Below are 15,760 nucleotides of genomic sequence, written 5' to 3'. Positions count from 1 at the left end.
GTTTACGGCGAGCCCTGAACATGCGATGGTCTTTCTCTGAAATTGTAGCTAATTGCGTCAGAGGAAGGCGGCCCTGTGCGTCGTGTGAAATCGCTGTTGGCCTGTGCCGTCCTCTCGACCCTGGCCGCCGCTTGCGCCGGGGGACCATCGCGAACCGCGTCACCGGCGGAAATCGACGCTCATGTCGTCGAGGCATCCAAGCGTTTCAACATGCCCGAAACCTGGATCCGCGAGGTCATACGCCAGGAAAGCGGCGGGCGCACCACGATGAACGGGCGCCCGATCGTCAGCAAGGCCGGCGCCATGGGCCTGATGCAGCTCATGCCCGCCACGTACGAGGAAATGCGCCGCAAGCACGGCCTCGGGTCCGACCCGTTCGAGCCGCGCGACAACATCCTCGCCGGGACCGCCTACCTTCGTGAAATGTACAACCTGTTCGGGTCGCCCGGATTCCTCGGCGCCTACAATTGTGGCCCCGGATGCTATGGCGATTATCTGGCCGGGCATCGGACGCTTCCAAATGAAACCAAGCAGTACCTCGCCTCGGTTGGCCCGCGCCTCAACGGCACGCCGAAGCAGGACAATTCCGACATCGTGATCGCGAGCGTGCCCCCGGTTTCCCCAATCGCCGCTCCGGTCGCCGCTCCGGTCGCGCTTGCGCCCATCCCGATGGCCGCCGCTCCGCGTGTGCCGGCGCCCGAGGCGTTGCCGGTGATCGTGTCAGCGCCGCTCCCGGCGCCGGCATCCACCCCGTTGCGGGTCGCCGACGCGGACCGCTTCTGGACGGTGCAACTCGGCGCGTTCCGCTCGGCCGACGATGGTGCCCGCGTGATCGACCGGGCCCGCCGCTCGCTTCCCGGAATGTTGGACCGGACCCAACGCATCGTGCAGGCCGTCGACACCAAGACCGGCCCACTCTACCGGGCGCGGCTGTCCGGCCTCTCGCAGCAGGACGCCGCAAGCACCTGCGCGAGTTTGGTCGGCCAGGGCATGGCCTGCTTTGTCGTCGCGCCGGGGGCTTGATCCGGAGCGGGGAACCGCGGCGTCAGCCCCCGGCGCCATCCAGCAGGCCGCGCACCGCCGCGGCCACGGTGTCGGGCGACACCGCGAAGTCGTAATCGAACTCCGACGGCCCCCGGTTGCCGCGCATCGGCCCGACGATCTGGCGGTAGCGCTGCCCGAGCATGGCGGTGAGGATGCCGTACTGCGGGATCGCGATGCGCCGGTGCACCAGTTCCACGTAGGCCGCTCCCGGCGGCGCGAAGGCGACGGCGGCCGAGCCGCCGCCGATCGGCCCGACGATCAGTTCCGCCGAGGCGAACAGCGCGATCTGCTCGGCCATGGAGAGATCCTCCGCCACGACTGCCTCGACGCCCAGCGGTGCCAGCGCGGCGAGCACCTCCGCCTCATTGACCAGCGTGCGGTAGCCGGCCTTGCGGCGTGACAGAAAGATCCGCCGGCGTGGCCGGGCCATCCCTTCGGCGATGGGGCCGGCGAGGCGGCGGCGCAGGGATTCCAGGTGCAGCGGCGCATTGAACTGGTAGATGTGCGTCAGCGACGGAATCCAGAGGCGGCGGGCCCGCACCGACTCGCCCGCCGGCAGGCGCCGGATTCGCTCCCGCTCGACCCCCATCAACGCCATCAGGTCCAGGATCGAGCCGAGCATGTCGGGGGCCACCAGGATCGGCAGCCCGTCGAGGTTGGGGAAGTGCTCCAGCACCGCCAGCTTGGACGTCCAGTCGAGCACGCCGTGCGACCAGTTGGGGCCGCCGCCCAGCAGGATCGCCTCCTCCCCGATGGTGTACGCCGGCACGGCCAGATCCAACAGCATGCGGTCGTCCGGCGCGTGCGCGACGACGTGCGGCATCATCGTCAGGCTGACGCGCGAACTCGTGTTGAGCCCGTCGAGCAGCAGGGAATCGCCGTCAGCGATCACCGCATAGTTCAACGGCACGATCTCGGCATCGTCGGCACGCGCGAGGAAAGCCTCCGGCAACGAGAGAAAATGCTCACGATTGTCGTCGGTGACGAGCCGGCAGGGACGCGGCGGCGCCACCTGATGGTAGGGCCATCCCAGCGCCCGGCACACCTCGGCGACCGGCCGGATGGTCAGATGGCGCAGCTCGGCGCCGGGGAAGCGCTTGCGGTCGGTGGTCACCCCGAGGAAGCGCCGGTAGACGGCCGTGGCCGCATCCGCGTCGCCCAGATCGAACAGCTTGCGGAAGATCCGCGGCAGGGCATCGGTGTCGTTGATGACGCCGGAGGCCGCGTACAGCCGTTGCGCCGCCTCGTCCCGGCGCCCCAGCGCCTCCAGCGCCGCCGTCACGCCGAAATGCCCCTCCAGGTTGTCGTGGCGCAGGGCCACGGCATTTTCGTAGGCGGCCAGGGCGTCTTCCGGCCGGCCTTGCGCGCTCAGCGCCTTGCCCAGCGTCACATTGAGATTCGGGTTGTCGTCTTCGAGCGACAGGGCTTTGTGGAGGCAGTGCTCCGCGGCGGTGGCTTCCCCGGTGTCCAGCAGCACGGCCGCCGTCTGGTGGAGCAGCGCCGGGTCGTTCTTCCTGATGCTCATCGCCCGGCGGAACAGCGCCACTGCCTCGCCGAAGCGCTTGTCCCAGCGCAGCAGGGCGCCGAACAGGCGGAGGCTTTCGGCGTTGGCGGGCTCCAGCGCGATGGCGCGCTTGAAACTGTCCGTCGCCATGACGACGTCGCAACTGGAGCTGAACGCACTCGCCAACGCGATGTGGCAGCGCACCACCGTGCCGTCGATGGCCAGCGCCGCCCGAAGCAGCGTGATCGCCTCCGGCAGGTTGCCCTGCTCGTAGTGGACCAGCCCCAGCAGATGCATCGCGCCGACGTGCCGGGGCTGCGCGTGCAGCACCGCCCGGTAGGTCTCCGCGGCCTTGTCGAGCCAGCCGGACTCGTGCAGCGCCAGCGCCAATGCAAGGGTCTTTTCAACCGCCGCCACGTCCGGGCGGGGGGCGTCCGCGCCGTCGGCGCTGCTTGAAGCGGAGCCGGTCATGCCTCGCGTTCCACTGGAATCCCTGTTGGCCCGATCCCCTATGCCATAGCATGCCCTGCCCGGATTTCCTACGGCAGCAGCGGAGCAGGCCGCGGATCAGGTGGCCGCGTCCGCCTCGGCCGGCTGCGGTGCCGGCTGCGGCGCCACGCGGGGGAAGCGGATGACGAAGCGCACGCCGGAGGGGGCCGTGCCGTCCAGCTCGATCCATCCACCCAGCCGCGCCGTGACCAGATTGAACACGATGTGCAGACCGAGGCCGGTGTTGCCGAAGCTGCGCCGGGTGGTGAAGAAGGGGTCGAAGATCTTGGACCGGCAATCCGCCGGAATGCCCAGCCCGTCGTCGGTGTAGACCACTTCCACCATCTTGTCGTCCGGCGTGGTGACCGTGATCAGCAGGTGGCCCCCCTGCCCTTCGGCGAAGCCGTGGTCCAGCGAATTCATCACCAGATTGGTCAGCACCTGCGCCAGTGCGCCGGGATAGCCGTCCATTTCGATGCCGCCCGGGCAGTCGATGGCCATGGCATGGCCTGCCTTGCGCCATGCCGGCTTGAGGCCCGTCGCCAGATCCTCCAGCCACTCCCGCAGCCGGAAGCGCCGCCGGTCGTCGGCCACCTGATCGCTGGCGAGCTGCTTGAAGCTCTGCACCAGGGCGGCGGCGCGGGCGATGTGCGACTGCACCAGCGTCGTCGTTTCCCGCGCGATGCTGACATAGCGCTCGAAATCAGCCTTGCGCAGACGGGTTTCGCCGGACAGCGCCTCCAGCCGCACCGTCTCGTCGCCCAAATGCGAGGTGGCGGTGAGTGCGATGCCCAGCGGCGTGTTGATCTCGTGCGCCACGCCGGCCACGAGGCTGCCGAGCGAGGCCATCTTCTCCGCCTGCACAAGATGGGTCTGCGCGGCCTTGAGCTGCTCGTGCGCCACCCGTTCGCTGTCCAGCGCGGCGGTCAGCGCCTGCGTCTGCTCCGCCAGCCGGGCGTTGGCCCCCGACAACTCCCGCGTCGAGCGGTTCGCCGACGCCGTCCACTGGCTGAACAGCTGGTAGCCGAAGTAGGAGGCGAAGACGATGATGACCGTCATCACCCAATAGATCGCCCGCGTGGCCTCGACCAGCGATGCCATGGCGGCCGGCGACAGAGGGTCGAACGCATCGACGTTCAGGTGCACGGACAGATAGAGGAACAGCAGCACGCCGCCGAGGATCAGCGCGCAACCGGCCAGCGTCTGGCGCGCCGTCACCGTCGCGTGCGACGTGCCGTCCCAACCGCGCGCCGCGCGCCACCGCGCCACCGCCGGGCTGAACGCCGCCAGCAGCGGCGCCACGATGACGAGGTTTTGCAGGAAGGCGCCCAACCACCAGCCCTGCCAGATCGGCAGCACCTGATGGCTGCCGACCCCGTTGGTCATGATCCAGATGAAGGAACCGGTGGAACCGAACACCCCGCCGACGAACGACAGCAGCACGAAAAACAGCACCGCGTTCAGCGAGCGCAGGTCGTACGGCACGGGAATCGCCCGATAGGCGATGGCGAACACCGCCAGACCCACCGGATCGGCGAAGGCGAAGACCAGCGACCAGGACAGCGGCATGCCGGAATAGAGCGCCAGCGCCAGCGTCGACAGGTAAGCCGGCAGGAAACCCCACCAGAATCCGAACCACAGCACCCAGAAGGCGGCGAACACCAGCGGCGGGTAGATGGTGACGAAGACGTCCGTGCCGCCGAAATGCAGCGGCACGCCGGACCATTCGTAGATGATGGAGGCGAGCCCCAACCCGATCCCGGCGGCAACGGTCGCCAGCCAAAGCGCCATCACCAGAACCCGGTCGGCAACGCCGCCACTGCGCCGGACCCCGGCGAGGGGCACCGGCCGGTAAATCGTCAGCGCGCTGTGGTCATCCCCGTTCCGGTCGAACATCTACCCTCGAATGCCAGGACGGGACGCAGCCCGGCGTGCCGCATCGCCTGCGGCACGTGCACCCCGATGTTACCCTTGTTCGGGATGGGTTCAAAGCCTTTACGGGGTACACGTGGCAATAGCCTGAAAGCAAGAACTTACGGCTGCGCCCCCCGCCCGCCGCGGCGGCGTGGAGGGGGGCGGGACGGACGGGCGCTGCCGGGCTGCGGCGGCTGTTGCTTCTGGGAGTGGTGGAAGTGCGGGTGCGCGGCCCCGCCGTCCGCCGGCTTGCCGCGGCCACTGCCGGCGCCGCGCCGGTCGGGGCCGCGGTCCGCCTTCTGCGTGTAGCACGAATCGCAGACCCGGAAGCGGTGGTTGGCCTTTAGGTGCTTGCCGCACACCGGGCAGGCGCGGGCCAGACTGCGCTCGGCCAGCGTGCGCTCGATGAAGGCGTTCAGCATGGCCCGGCGCTCCAGGCACACATCCATCTCCGGGTAGGCGTCCGGGAAGCGGTAGGCCAGCCACGAGTACGCGGTCAGGTCCTTCACCGCCCGCTCGGCCGCCTCCAGCTCCACGTCGGTGCCGACGCGGTGATGGAAGCGTTCGGCCTCCACCGGCGCGGTGTTGGGCTTGCCCCGGCCCTGGTTGTGCGACCACAGGGCCAGCAGGCGAAGCTGGTTGTTGTCGCGCGTGTCCACCGGGCAGCGCGCCAGCATGTCGCGCACCGCCAGCGGCAGGTTCGCCTTGTCCACCGCCTGCGCCGCCTGGATGCGCTGCTCCAGGTCGGTCATGCGGAAAGTCTGGCTGGCGCGCAGCAGCTCCTGCCCCGCCGTGCGCAGCACCTTGACGAGGCTGTTGGTGTCCAGTTCGCGGGCGATGGCCTCGACGTGGGTCAGGTTGGGCGAGATCCATGAACGCGGGTCCTCCGGCGGCACCGGCGGCGAGGTCAGCGCGCGGCGGACGGGGTTGATGCTCTCGCCCTCCAGCACGGCGACGCGCCCCTCCTCGTGCATGCCGAAGCGTCCGGCCCGGCCGCCGATCTGGCGGATTTCCGACGGGTTCAGCTCGCGCTCGGCGCGGCCGTCGTACTTGCGGGTGACCGACAGCACGACCCGTGCGATGGGCAGGTTGAGCCCCATGCCGATGGCGTCGGTGGCAACCAGCACGTCCGCCTGCCCTTCGCGGAAGCGCCGCGCCTCGGCGCGCCGCACTTCGGGGGACAGCGCGCCGTAGATCACCGCCACGGTGTGGCCGCGCGCCAGCAGATCGCGGCGCAGGCCCATGACGTCGCGGCGCGAGAAGGCGATGATGGCGTCGTTCTGCTTGACGCTGGTCAGCGACACCGGCTCTTCCTGGACGCGCAGCGGCGACTTGCGGGTGAATTCGACGACCTCCAGGTCCTCGCCCATGGCGTCGGCCAGACGCTTGACGTAGGGGATAGCGTCGGCCGAGCCGGTCATCAGGATCTCCGGCGCCGCCACGCCGGCCACCGCCTGCGTCCACGCCCAGCCGCGGTCGGGGTCGCCGATCATCTGGATCTCGTCGATGACGCAGGCGCCCCAGATGCGGCTGGTGTTGACCATCTCGATGGTGGACGACACGAAGCCGGCGCCGGGGCGGACGTCGCGCTCCTCGCCGGTGACGAGGCTGCACGCCCGGCCGCGCGTCTCCAGCGCCTCCTGCCCTTCCAGCGCCAGCAGGCGCAGCGGCGCCAGATAGCAGCCGCTCTCCGCCTGGGCCAGCCGGTCCATGGCGGCGTGCGTCTTGCCCGAGTTGGTCGGGCCGACGAACAGGCGCAGCTTGCGCACCAGCGCGCGCGCCGAGGCGAAGCTGTCCAGATAGACGCCGAGGCCCGAGGCGTTTTCCAGCTGCTGGCGGCGCACCCGCTGGCCGATGCGCGCGGCGGCGGCGGTGAACGCCTCCTCCAGCGCGTCGATCAGCGCTTGCAGGCGCGGGATGCGGCCGCCGAACGTGGCGGCGCGGCCGAGATCGTCGGCCAGCGCCTTGGGCCGCCACGCCTCGCCGAAGCCGGCGGCGCGCTCGGTCATCGAGGTGAACCAGGAATCCACCCGCGCCTTGGCCTTGACGATGGCCGAGGACCCCAGCACCGCGGCCTTGACCTGCTTGCCGAGCAGCTTCGCCTGCGGTTTCCCGAAGCCCTCGGGCTGGACCAGCAGGCCCCACAGCTCCGCCTCGATGTCGGGCAGCGGGCCGACCGGGACGCGGAAGCGCAGTCGCAGGCGGCGGTCGGTGCCGGGCACCGTCACGTCGTACACCACGGTGACCAACCAGCGGGCCGGGGTGGAGTCGAAGTCCACCTCGATGCCGTCGCCGCGCACCACCGAGGCGATGGCGCGCAACGCGTCGCGCCGGTCGAATTCGTCGGCGGTGCCGGGGGTCTTCGGGGTCTCGTCGGAAGCCATGATTCGTCCTTGCAGGCGCCTTCCCGGTACACCGGAAGGTACCCCTATATGGGCGGCCCGCGCGGATGCAGCAAGCCGAATCCCCGCCCCGCAGGCGCCGGACTAGCCCGCAAAGTCCCGCTCCTCGCCGAACCCGTCCCTGCTCCCAAGCCCACGCTTTCCCAACATGACGCCGGGTGGATGCGCCGCAACACGGCCCGATCGATCGGGGTAGGTGCGGCCATCCAAGGAGCCGATTCGCCGATCGAATGGGGTAGTTACGATCCCCGTCTCTCCCAAATCGGCGGCGTCAGGCAACATTGGGCTCTCGAAGCAGGCAAGACCATGGATGCATATGACCGGTCAGGAGATGCGTATGGCAAGTCCGCGTGAAGTCCTGGCGCTGATCGATACCATCCGGCTCGTGCATTCGGATGAACAGCGGCGCGAATTCATCAAATCATTGGGAAATATTGAGCGGCCGACGATCCTGTCGTTCGTCAATGTCCACGCGGTGAACCTGTGCTGGTCGGCCGGCCCGGTGCTCGACGCGTTCCGCGCGTCCGACGTGGTGCTGCGCGACGGCGTCGGGCTGTCGGCCGCCATGAAGGCGCTGGGCATCGATCCGGGCCTCAACATGAACGGCACCGACTTCATCCCGCTGCTGCTGCGCAGCCTGCCCAAGCGCCGGCTCGCCGTCTACGGCACCGCCACGCCCTGGCTGGAGCGCGCCCGCATTCATCTGGAAGAAACCACGCCGCACGCCATCGCCGACATGCAGCACGGTTTCCACCCGGCCGAACTCTACCTGGAAAACGCGCGCCGTCACCGGCCGGACATCATCCTGCTGGCCATGGGCATGCCGCGCCAGGAGGCGATTGCCGTGCAGCTGAAGCAATCGCTGGATCACCCGGTCCTCATCATCAACGGAGGGGCCATCGTCGATTTCATGGCCAGGAGGTTCGACCGCGCCCCGGCCGTCGTTCAGCGCCTCGGGCTCGAATGGGCATACCGCATGGCACAGGAGCCGCGCCGCCTCTACCGCCGCTACGTCCACGGCGGCTTCAGCTTTGCCCGCAACGTGATGCTGCTGCGTCGCGCTGCCAGCGCCCGCTCGACCGGCGCCCAAGCACAAGGAGTTTAAGCATTGGAACAGCTTCCGTCTTCCAACCGCGGCGGCCTGCCCCAGAACCCGGTCGGGGCGCAGGCGTCCTGGCCCGCCGCGCCGGTGCCCTACCAGTCCAACTCTCCCGGCTCCTACGACCCGCCGCCGGCCGCCGGTCCCGACATGCGGTTCATCGGGCGCGTGCTGGCCGCGCGCAAGTGGATGATCCTCGGCATCATGACGGCGGTGACCGGGTTGACGGCGTTCGGCGTTTCGACGCTGTCGGACACCTACTCCTCCGAGGCGCTGCTGCTGGTGGACAGCCGGCAGGTGCGCATCGTGCGCGAGACCGATCAGGTGGTCGGCGCCATGCCGGCCGAGGACGCGGCGATCCTCTCCGAGATCGAGATCCTGAAGTCGGACCACATCCTCAAGACCGTGATCGCCGACCTCGGCCTGATGAACAACCCCGACTTCAACAAGCCCGCCAAGGACGGCGACAGCGGGTCGTTCGCGGCGCAAATCATGTCCTACGTCCAGGGGAAGGCCGACGCCGTCTGGGGCGACGCCCCGCCGGAAGCCGTGGCGACGGCGCTCCGCGCGGTGAACGATTATCTGGCGATGCTGCGCGACCGCGAGGTGGCGGCGCAGCCCGCCGGCAGCCCCGACCGCATCCTGGAACGCCTGCACCGCAAGCTGGAGGTCGGCATCGTCGGCCGCTCGCGCGTGATCCGCGTCGCCTACACGGCCAAAAGCGGCGAGCTGTCGGCGGCCATCGTCAACGACATCGTCAAGCGCTACATGGAAACCCGCCAGCAGATGGACCGCGAGTTGGCGACCGGCGCCGTCACCTGGCTGCGCGAGCGCATCGCAACCCTGCGCGAAGAGGTGATGCAGGCCGAGCAGCAGGCCGAGCAGTACCGCTTCAAGTCCGGTCTGCTGAAGGGCGCCACCGGCCCGCTGGCCGTGCAGTCGCTCGAACAGACCCGCCTGCGCCTGACCGAGGCGGAATCGACCCGCGCCCGCGCCGTGGCGCAGGCCGACGCGCTGGAGCGCTACATGCGCGCCGGCAACTGGAACGCCATCGGCGGCTCGCTGGTGTCGCCGGTCGTCTCGCAGCTGCGCGCCACCGTCGCCACGCTCCAGACCGAGATGGCGCAGGTCACCAAGCAGTACGGCCCGAAGCACCCGAAGGTCATCGAGTTGCAGGCCCGCTTGTCCGAAGCCTATGGCGGCATGCAGAACGAAATCCGCCGCGAGATCAACGGCGTGCGCGAGACCGCCAACGTCGCCATCGAGCAGGAGAAGGCCCTGCGCGAGATGATCGGCAAGATGGAGGGCAAGTACGCCGACAGCCTCAGCGACGAGGGTGTCAAGCTGCGCACCATCGAGGCCGAGACGACCGCCAAGCGCCAGCTTCTCGAACAGCTGATGGGCCGCCTGGAGGAGGTGCAGGCGCAGCAGGACAACCGCGCCTTCCCGGCCGGCGTCAAGCTGGTGTCGCAGGCGCAGGTGCCGCATGAGCCCTCGGGCCCGATGCGCGTGCTGCTGATCGTCGCCGGCTTCTTCGCGTCGATCCTGCTGGCGGTGGTCGCGGTGTTCGCGCTGGAACTGTTGCAGCGCCGCGTGCACACCCCGGAGGCGCTGCGCCGCATCCTCGGCGCCTCGGCCATCCACGTCGTGCCGCACCACCCCGTCCGCAAGCGCAGCGCGCGCCTGTACGAGGTGTTCCAGCGCCATCCGTTCTCGCTGTTCAGCGAGTCCCTGCGCGCCCTGTTCCGCAACCATCTGGCGGACCTCGGCCCGGTCGGCTCCATCGCGGTGATCTCGGCCCGCCCGCAGGACGGCAAGACCTCGATGAGCCTCGCCGTCGCCCAGGTGGCGAGTCAGGCCGGCCGGCGCGTGGTGGTGGTGGACACCGATTTCCGCCGCTCGCGCATCGACCACCTGTTCGACATGTCCGGCAAGGCCGGCCTGTCGGACTGGATCGCCGGCAACGTGGCGCTGGACGAGATCATCCATCACTCCGCCGACGTGCCCTTCGCCGTGGTCCCGGCCGGCAAGCTGATGTCCAGCACGCTCGACCGCTTCAACGTGGACTGCGTGGTCGAGCTGATGGCGGGCTTGAGCCCGCACTTCGATCTGGTGGTCTTCGACACGGCGCCGGTGCTGGCGGTGTCGGACGCCCGCGTGGTGTCGGCGGCGGCGTCGAAGGTGCTGTTCGTCACCCGCTGGGGCCACACCACGGCCAGCGACCTGCAAGGCGTCGCCGACCTCGGCCCCATCGACTACGACAAGTTCGTCTGCGTGCTGACCGACGTGAACCTGAAGAAGGCGGCGCAGAACGGCTACGCCGGGCCGTACCGCAACTACACCGCCACCAGGAAGTACTACGGCGAGCCGACGCGCCTGCGCGCCGTCCGCTGACCGAAGGGGAGTGCCGATGGACACCTCCTTCAGCCGCCGGGACCTGTTCGGAGTCCTGGCGGCCGGCCTGTGGACCGCCGGTTGCGTCCGGGCGATCGACGATGCCGCACTGGAGCCGCCGCCTCTGCGCCCGGCCGATGGGCCGGCGCTCAGCCTGCGCGATGTCTGCCGCAGCCGCGGCATTCGCCACGGTGCGGCGCGCGACCACGTCATCCTGCCCGACGATGCCGACCTCGACCGGCTGATGGCGCAGGAGTGCGACCTCGTGGTGCCGGAAAACGGCGGCAAGTGGGCGGTGCTTCAGCCGCAGGACGGCGTCTGGGACTGGCGCCGCTTCGACCATGCCGTCGAAGACGCCCGGCGCTTCGGCGCCGCACCGGTCTGGCACTGCATGCTGTGGCAGCACATGGGCATGCCAGACTACATGAAACTGCCCGCCTCCCTCCAAGACGAGCTGGGCGTCGGCGAGCCCGGTTACTTCTCGGCCGAGGGGTCGCTGGCGGCGGAGAACCACTGGCGGCGCTTCACCGACTGTGCGGCGGCGGTGCGCGGCCGCTATGGCGACGCCTTCTGGCGCGTCGACGTCGCCAACGAGGTGTTCTTCTGGGAAACCGAGGCGTCGCACCCCCACCAGCAGGACGCGCACGGCTTCCGCAAGGGCATGTGGTGGGTGGCGGCCGGCGGGGCGCGCGGGCCGGAGTGGCTCGACCCTTTCTTCCACCACGCGCGGCGGATGTTCCCTTCCGCCAAGCTGGTACTCAACGATTTCGGCATCGAACTGGCCGAGGGCTGGCAGCAGCGCAAGCGCGCCTACCTGCTGCGCTGGCTGACCGACGCGGTGGGGCGCGGCGTGCCCATCGACGGGCTGGGTCTGCAAAGCCACCTGTTCGCCGGCAAGCCATACGACCGCGAGGGCCTGCGCGCGTTCCTGCGCGCGGTTGACAGGCTGGGCCTGGCCGTTCACGTCACCGAACTGGACGTGGACGAGACCCCCCTGCCCCGCCACTGGAGCCGCGAGGACAAGGACCGCGCCATCGCCTGGACCGCGCAGGAGTACCTGCGCGACGTGGCGGCCAACGCGCGCCTCGTCGAGGTGACGTGGTGGCACCTGCGCTCGGACCTGAACTGGATCGCCCGCGAGCATCCCGAGCTGTCGCCCCACCCGGCGCCGTTCGACGCGGCCTCGCAGCCGCTGCCGCTGTACCACGCCGCCGCGCGCGCGCTGGAGGGCTCGGCGCGTCGGGCGTAATTCACTGTATTCGCAGGAGAGGTAGACCGTGATCAGCCAGAGCGGCCATCGTCTTGTCGAACGCTACAAGAAGAAGTTCGGCCTTTCCCCCATGCACCCGCTGAACGAGCAGATGGTGCTGGGCCATTGGGACCTGGAACGCCGGCTCGCCGGCGAGCTGCTGGCCTCCAGCCCGGAGAACCGTTGGGACGTTTTCGAGCGCTGCTACACCACGCTGTACAGCCAATGCCCGTGGCTGAACGACGCCGTCGACACCTCCGACTACGACGACGAGGTGGACTTCAGCCATTTCCTGACGCTGCTGGACGGCGTCACCGACATCTACGAGATCGGCTCCGGCAAGGCGCGGCTGCTCAGCTATCTGGCCCGGCACGGCTTCCGCTGCGTGGCGACCGAGATCACCCGCGAGCGCGGCCAGCGCTACGTCGATCCCGGCGCGGCCGTGCAATGGCGCACCACCGACGGTGTCAACCTGACCCGGTTCGAGCAGCCCGGCAGCTTCGACGCGGTGATCTCCACCCACGTCATCGAGCACTACCACCCCGACGATTTCGAGCCGCACCTGACGAACGTGCACGCCCTGCTGCGCCCCGCCGGCCGATACGTCTTCAGCATGCCGCACAAGTTCGCCGGCCCCATGGACCTGTCCGAGGTGTTCGGCCTGCACGAAGCCGTGTGCATGCACCTGCGCGAGTACACCTGGGCCGAGACGGCCGCCGCCTGCCGCAAGGCCGGCTTCACCCGCCTGGAGGCGGTCTACGTGGCGCCCCGCAGTCTGCGCCGCCGCCTGCCGGTCAGGAGCTTCTCCGGGCGCGGCTACCTTTCCTATGTGCGGGCGGTGGAAATGGTGCTCGGCACCCTGCCCGTTAACCTCCGGCACGCCGTCGCCAAGCGCGGGGCCGCCTTCCTGTTCCGTCCCGAGGTCTTCATGGTCGCCCACAAGGATTGATTCCAAAGTCCGGATTCTACCCGAAGCCGTCCCCTCCGGCCGGCGTTCGTGGCGCTTTCCGTGGCTTTGCGCTCACGCTGTGGCGTGTTTGCCGCAGAGAAGCGCCGGAAGTCCGGTCACATTTTTACCACGGCCTCTGATTGTATTTTCCTAAAATTTGAAATAACGCGTTAACCATCTCGGCGCAGTCTGCCCTTCACCGATCAACCGGAAGAAGGGCCTAGACCCATGGCCACCATCGATACCAAATTCGTCGTCAACGCCTATGGACAGTCCGCCGGCGGTGTCGCTCCACACTTCCGCCTGCTTGTCGACGGTAAGGACGCCGGCCAGGCCTCGGTGAGTGCGACCACCCCGACCGCCTACACGTTCACCACCGCGGTCGAGGCCGGACAGGCGCACAAGGTGCAGGTCTACTACGACAACGACGCCTACGTCAGCGGCCAGGACCGCAACCTGTACGTCAAGTCGATCGTCGTCAACGGCAACACGATGCTGCCGACCCAGGCCACCTACGACCGCTACGCGCTCGACGGCCAGGACACCATGGCCGGCCAGGAAGGCATGTGGTGGGAGGGTGCGCTGAACTTCGCCACCCCCTCGTCCTACTACCCGGCCCCGGTCGTCAGCCTGCCGCCCACCCCGACGCCGACCACCGGCGCCTCGACCATCGTGGTGAACGCCTTGGGCACCACGGCGGGTGGCGTCAACGCGCACTTCAACGTGCTGGTCGACGGCGTGAAGGTCGGTGAGGCCACGGCCGGCACGACCGCCAGGGACTACAGCTTCACCGCCAACGCGACGGCGGATGCCGCGCACAAGGTTCAGATCCAGTACGACAACGACGCGTACATCAACGGCCAGGACCGCAACCTGCTGGTCAACAAGATCACCATCAACGGCCACGCCGTGGCGCCGACCGACAGCATCGTCACCTACGACAAGGGTGCGCTCGACGGCAAGGACGTGGTCGCCGGCCAGTCCGGCATGTGGTGGGGCGGCACGCTGGTCGTCGGCGCCGACAAGACCTTCTTCCCGGCCTCCTCGGGCGGCACCACCACCCCGCCGGCCCCGACGCCGACCACCCCGTCGCTGTCCGTGTCGAACGTGACGGTGCAGGAACCGGCGGCCGGCAGCGCCACCGGCATCGCGCCGGGCTACCTGCACACCAGCGGCGGCCAGATCGTCGACAGCGCCGGCCATGACGTCAAGCTGACCGGTGTCAACTGGTTCGGCGCCGAGGGCTATGCCTTCGTTCCGCAGGGCCTGTGGATCGACAGCTACCAGCACCACATGGACAACATGAAGTCGCTGGGCTTCAACACCATCCGCCTGCCCTGGTCGGACGCCATGCTCGATGGCGGCGGGCGCATGCCGACCGGCATCGATTATTCGAAGAACCCCGATCTCGTCGGCCTCAACGCCCTTCAGGTGTTCGACAAGATCATCCAGTATGCCGACAAGACCGGCATGAAGATCATCCTCGACCACCACCGCTCCGACGACGGTGCCTCGGCCAACGAGAACGGCCTGTGGTACACCTCGGCGCACCCGGAATCGACGATGATCGCCAATTGGAAGATGCTGGCGGCGCGCTACGCCAACAACTCGTCGGTCATCGGTGCCGATCTGCACAACGAGCCGCACGGGCCGGCCACCTGGGGCGACAACAACACCGCCACCGACTGGGCGCACGCCGCCGAGCGCATCGGCAACGCCGTGCAGTCGGTCAACAACAAGCTGCTGTTGTTCGTCGAGGGTGTCGAGCAGTACCAGGGCAACACCTACTGGTGGGGCGGCAACCTGGACGGCCAGAAGAACTACGACGTGCACTTCAACACGCCAGACCAGCTGGTCTACTCGGTGCACGACTACCCGCCGTCCATGGCCGGCTTCGGCTGGTTCAACGACAGCAGCTATCCGAACAACATGCCCGCCAAGTGGACCTCGGCCTGGGGCCGGCTGATCCAGAACGACCAGCACCCGGTGCTGGTGGGCGAGTTCGGCACCCGTCTGGAGCAGTACAAGGACCAGCAGTGGCTGCCCAAGCTGGTGCAGTACATGGACGGCGACTGGAACGGCGACGGCAAGATCGACCTGACCAACGGCCAGCAGGGCGCCAGCTGGACCTATTGGGCCTGGAGCCCCGGCTCGGGCGACACCGGCGGCATCCTGAAGAGCGACTACACGGTCGACTACAACAAGGTGAACGCCATCAAGCCGGCGATGTTCGACGGCGCGACCGGCCCCGGCTCGACCGACGCGCTGTTCACCGTGAAGCTGTCGGCGGCCTCGACCACGGCGGTGTCGGTGAACTACGCGACGGTGGACGGCACGGCCAAGGCCGGGTCGGACTACACGGCGACCAACGGCACGCTGACCTTCAACCCCGGTGAGACGACCAAAACGGTCGCGGTGAAGGTCCTGGGCGACAGCGTCGCCGAAGGCACCGAGACCTTCTCGCTGAAGCTCTCGGCGGCGACGGCGGCGACGCTGGGCACCGACACCGGTGTCGGCACCATCACCCAGGCCGCCACCGCGGCGGCGGCACAGTCGGACGTCTACACGCATCTGGTGGCGCAGGCGGCTCCGGCGCCGACCACCGACGCGGCCGACCTGCTGGCCCACACGGCCACGATGAGCTACGCGGCGGACATCCACCACGTCGATGTTCTGCCGGATTTGACCGAATACCACGGCTAAAACGCCTGTGGTG

At 68.9% G+C, this 15,760-nt stretch carries 9 protein-coding genes; 6 read left to right on the top strand and 3 right to left on the bottom strand.

The features are described from left to right. Window positions 1-75 precede the first annotated feature (75 nt). Complete coding sequence (locus tag ACSVDD_RS27075; RefSeq protein WP_448192543.1) at window positions 76-1,023, top strand: transglycosylase SLT domain-containing protein; 948 nt, start codon at window positions 76-78, stop codon at window positions 1,021-1,023. Between the two features lie 22 nt (window positions 1,024-1,045). Here ACSVDD_RS27075 and ACSVDD_RS27070 read toward each other — a convergent pair whose 3' ends face one another. The 3 genes from ACSVDD_RS27070 to ACSVDD_RS27060 form a co-directional block, all read right to left on the bottom strand. Then, window positions 1,046-3,019 carry a glycosyltransferase 61 family protein gene (locus tag ACSVDD_RS27070; RefSeq protein ID WP_448192542.1) on the bottom strand — a complete coding sequence of 658 codons (1,974 nt, stop codon included), beginning with the start codon at window positions 3,017-3,019 and terminating at the stop codon, window positions 1,046-1,048. 96 nt (window positions 3,020-3,115) lie between these two features. Beyond that, complete coding sequence (locus ACSVDD_RS27065) at window positions 3,116-4,933, bottom strand: sensor histidine kinase (protein WP_448192541.1); 1,818 nt, start codon at window positions 4,931-4,933, stop codon at window positions 3,116-3,118. A gap of 137 nt (window positions 4,934-5,070) precedes the next feature. Continuing rightward, entirely contained in the window at window positions 5,071-7,335 is a 2,265-nt protein-coding gene (locus ACSVDD_RS27060; RefSeq protein ID WP_448192540.1) for a helicase-related protein, read from the bottom strand. Window positions 7,336-7,669: 334 nt separating this feature from the next. Here ACSVDD_RS27060 and ACSVDD_RS27055 point away from each other — a divergent pair, with 334 nt between their 5' ends. The 5 genes from ACSVDD_RS27055 (at window position 7,670) to ACSVDD_RS27035 (ending at window position 15,747) form a co-directional block, all read left to right on the top strand. Further along, window positions 7,670-8,458, top strand: coding sequence for a WecB/TagA/CpsF family glycosyltransferase (locus ACSVDD_RS27055; protein WP_448192539.1), 789 nt, complete (start codon window positions 7,670-7,672; stop codon window positions 8,456-8,458). A gap of 3 nt (window positions 8,459-8,461) precedes the next feature. After that, window positions 8,462-10,846: a GumC family protein gene (locus ACSVDD_RS27050; RefSeq protein ID WP_448192538.1), complete on the top strand. Its 2,385-nt coding sequence runs from the start codon at window positions 8,462-8,464 to the stop codon at window positions 10,844-10,846. 16 nt (window positions 10,847-10,862) lie between these two features. Next, window positions 10,863-12,095, top strand: coding sequence for an endo-1,4-beta-xylanase (locus tag ACSVDD_RS27045; protein ID WP_448192537.1), 1,233 nt, complete (start codon window positions 10,863-10,865; stop codon window positions 12,093-12,095). A 28-nt stretch (window positions 12,096-12,123) separates the two neighbouring features. Further along, window positions 12,124-13,044, top strand: coding sequence for a class I SAM-dependent methyltransferase (locus ACSVDD_RS27040; RefSeq protein WP_448192536.1), 921 nt, complete (start codon window positions 12,124-12,126; stop codon window positions 13,042-13,044). A 228-nt stretch (window positions 13,045-13,272) separates the two neighbouring features. After that, window positions 13,273-15,747: a cellulase family glycosylhydrolase gene (locus tag ACSVDD_RS27035; RefSeq protein ID WP_448192535.1), complete on the top strand. Its 2,475-nt coding sequence runs from the start codon at window positions 13,273-13,275 to the stop codon at window positions 15,745-15,747. Window positions 15,748-15,760 lie beyond the last annotated feature (13 nt).

This window comes from Azospirillum terrae, from assembly GCF_053470425.1.
Note: the sequence above shows the minus strand (reverse complement) of the source record. Positions and strands in the feature narration are given on the sequence as shown.

Coding starts and splice junctions, on each gene's coding strand:
- ACSVDD_RS27070 (WP_448192542.1), bottom strand. CDS start 3,019: ATGACCGGCTCCGCTTCAAGCAGCGCCGACGGCGCGGACGCCCCCCGC.
- ACSVDD_RS27065 (WP_448192541.1), bottom strand. CDS start 4,933: ATGTTCGACCGGAACGGGGATGACCACAGCGCGCTGACGATTTACCGG.
- ACSVDD_RS27060 (WP_448192540.1), bottom strand. CDS start 7,335: ATGGCTTCCGACGAGACCCCGAAGACCCCCGGCACCGCCGACGAATTC.
- ACSVDD_RS27055 (WP_448192539.1), top strand. CDS start 7,670: ATGACCGGTCAGGAGATGCGTATGGCAAGTCCGCGTGAAGTCCTGGCG.
- ACSVDD_RS27045 (WP_448192537.1), top strand. CDS start 10,863: ATGGACACCTCCTTCAGCCGCCGGGACCTGTTCGGAGTCCTGGCGGCC.
- ACSVDD_RS27035 (WP_448192535.1), top strand. CDS start 13,273: ATGGCCACCATCGATACCAAATTCGTCGTCAACGCCTATGGACAGTCC.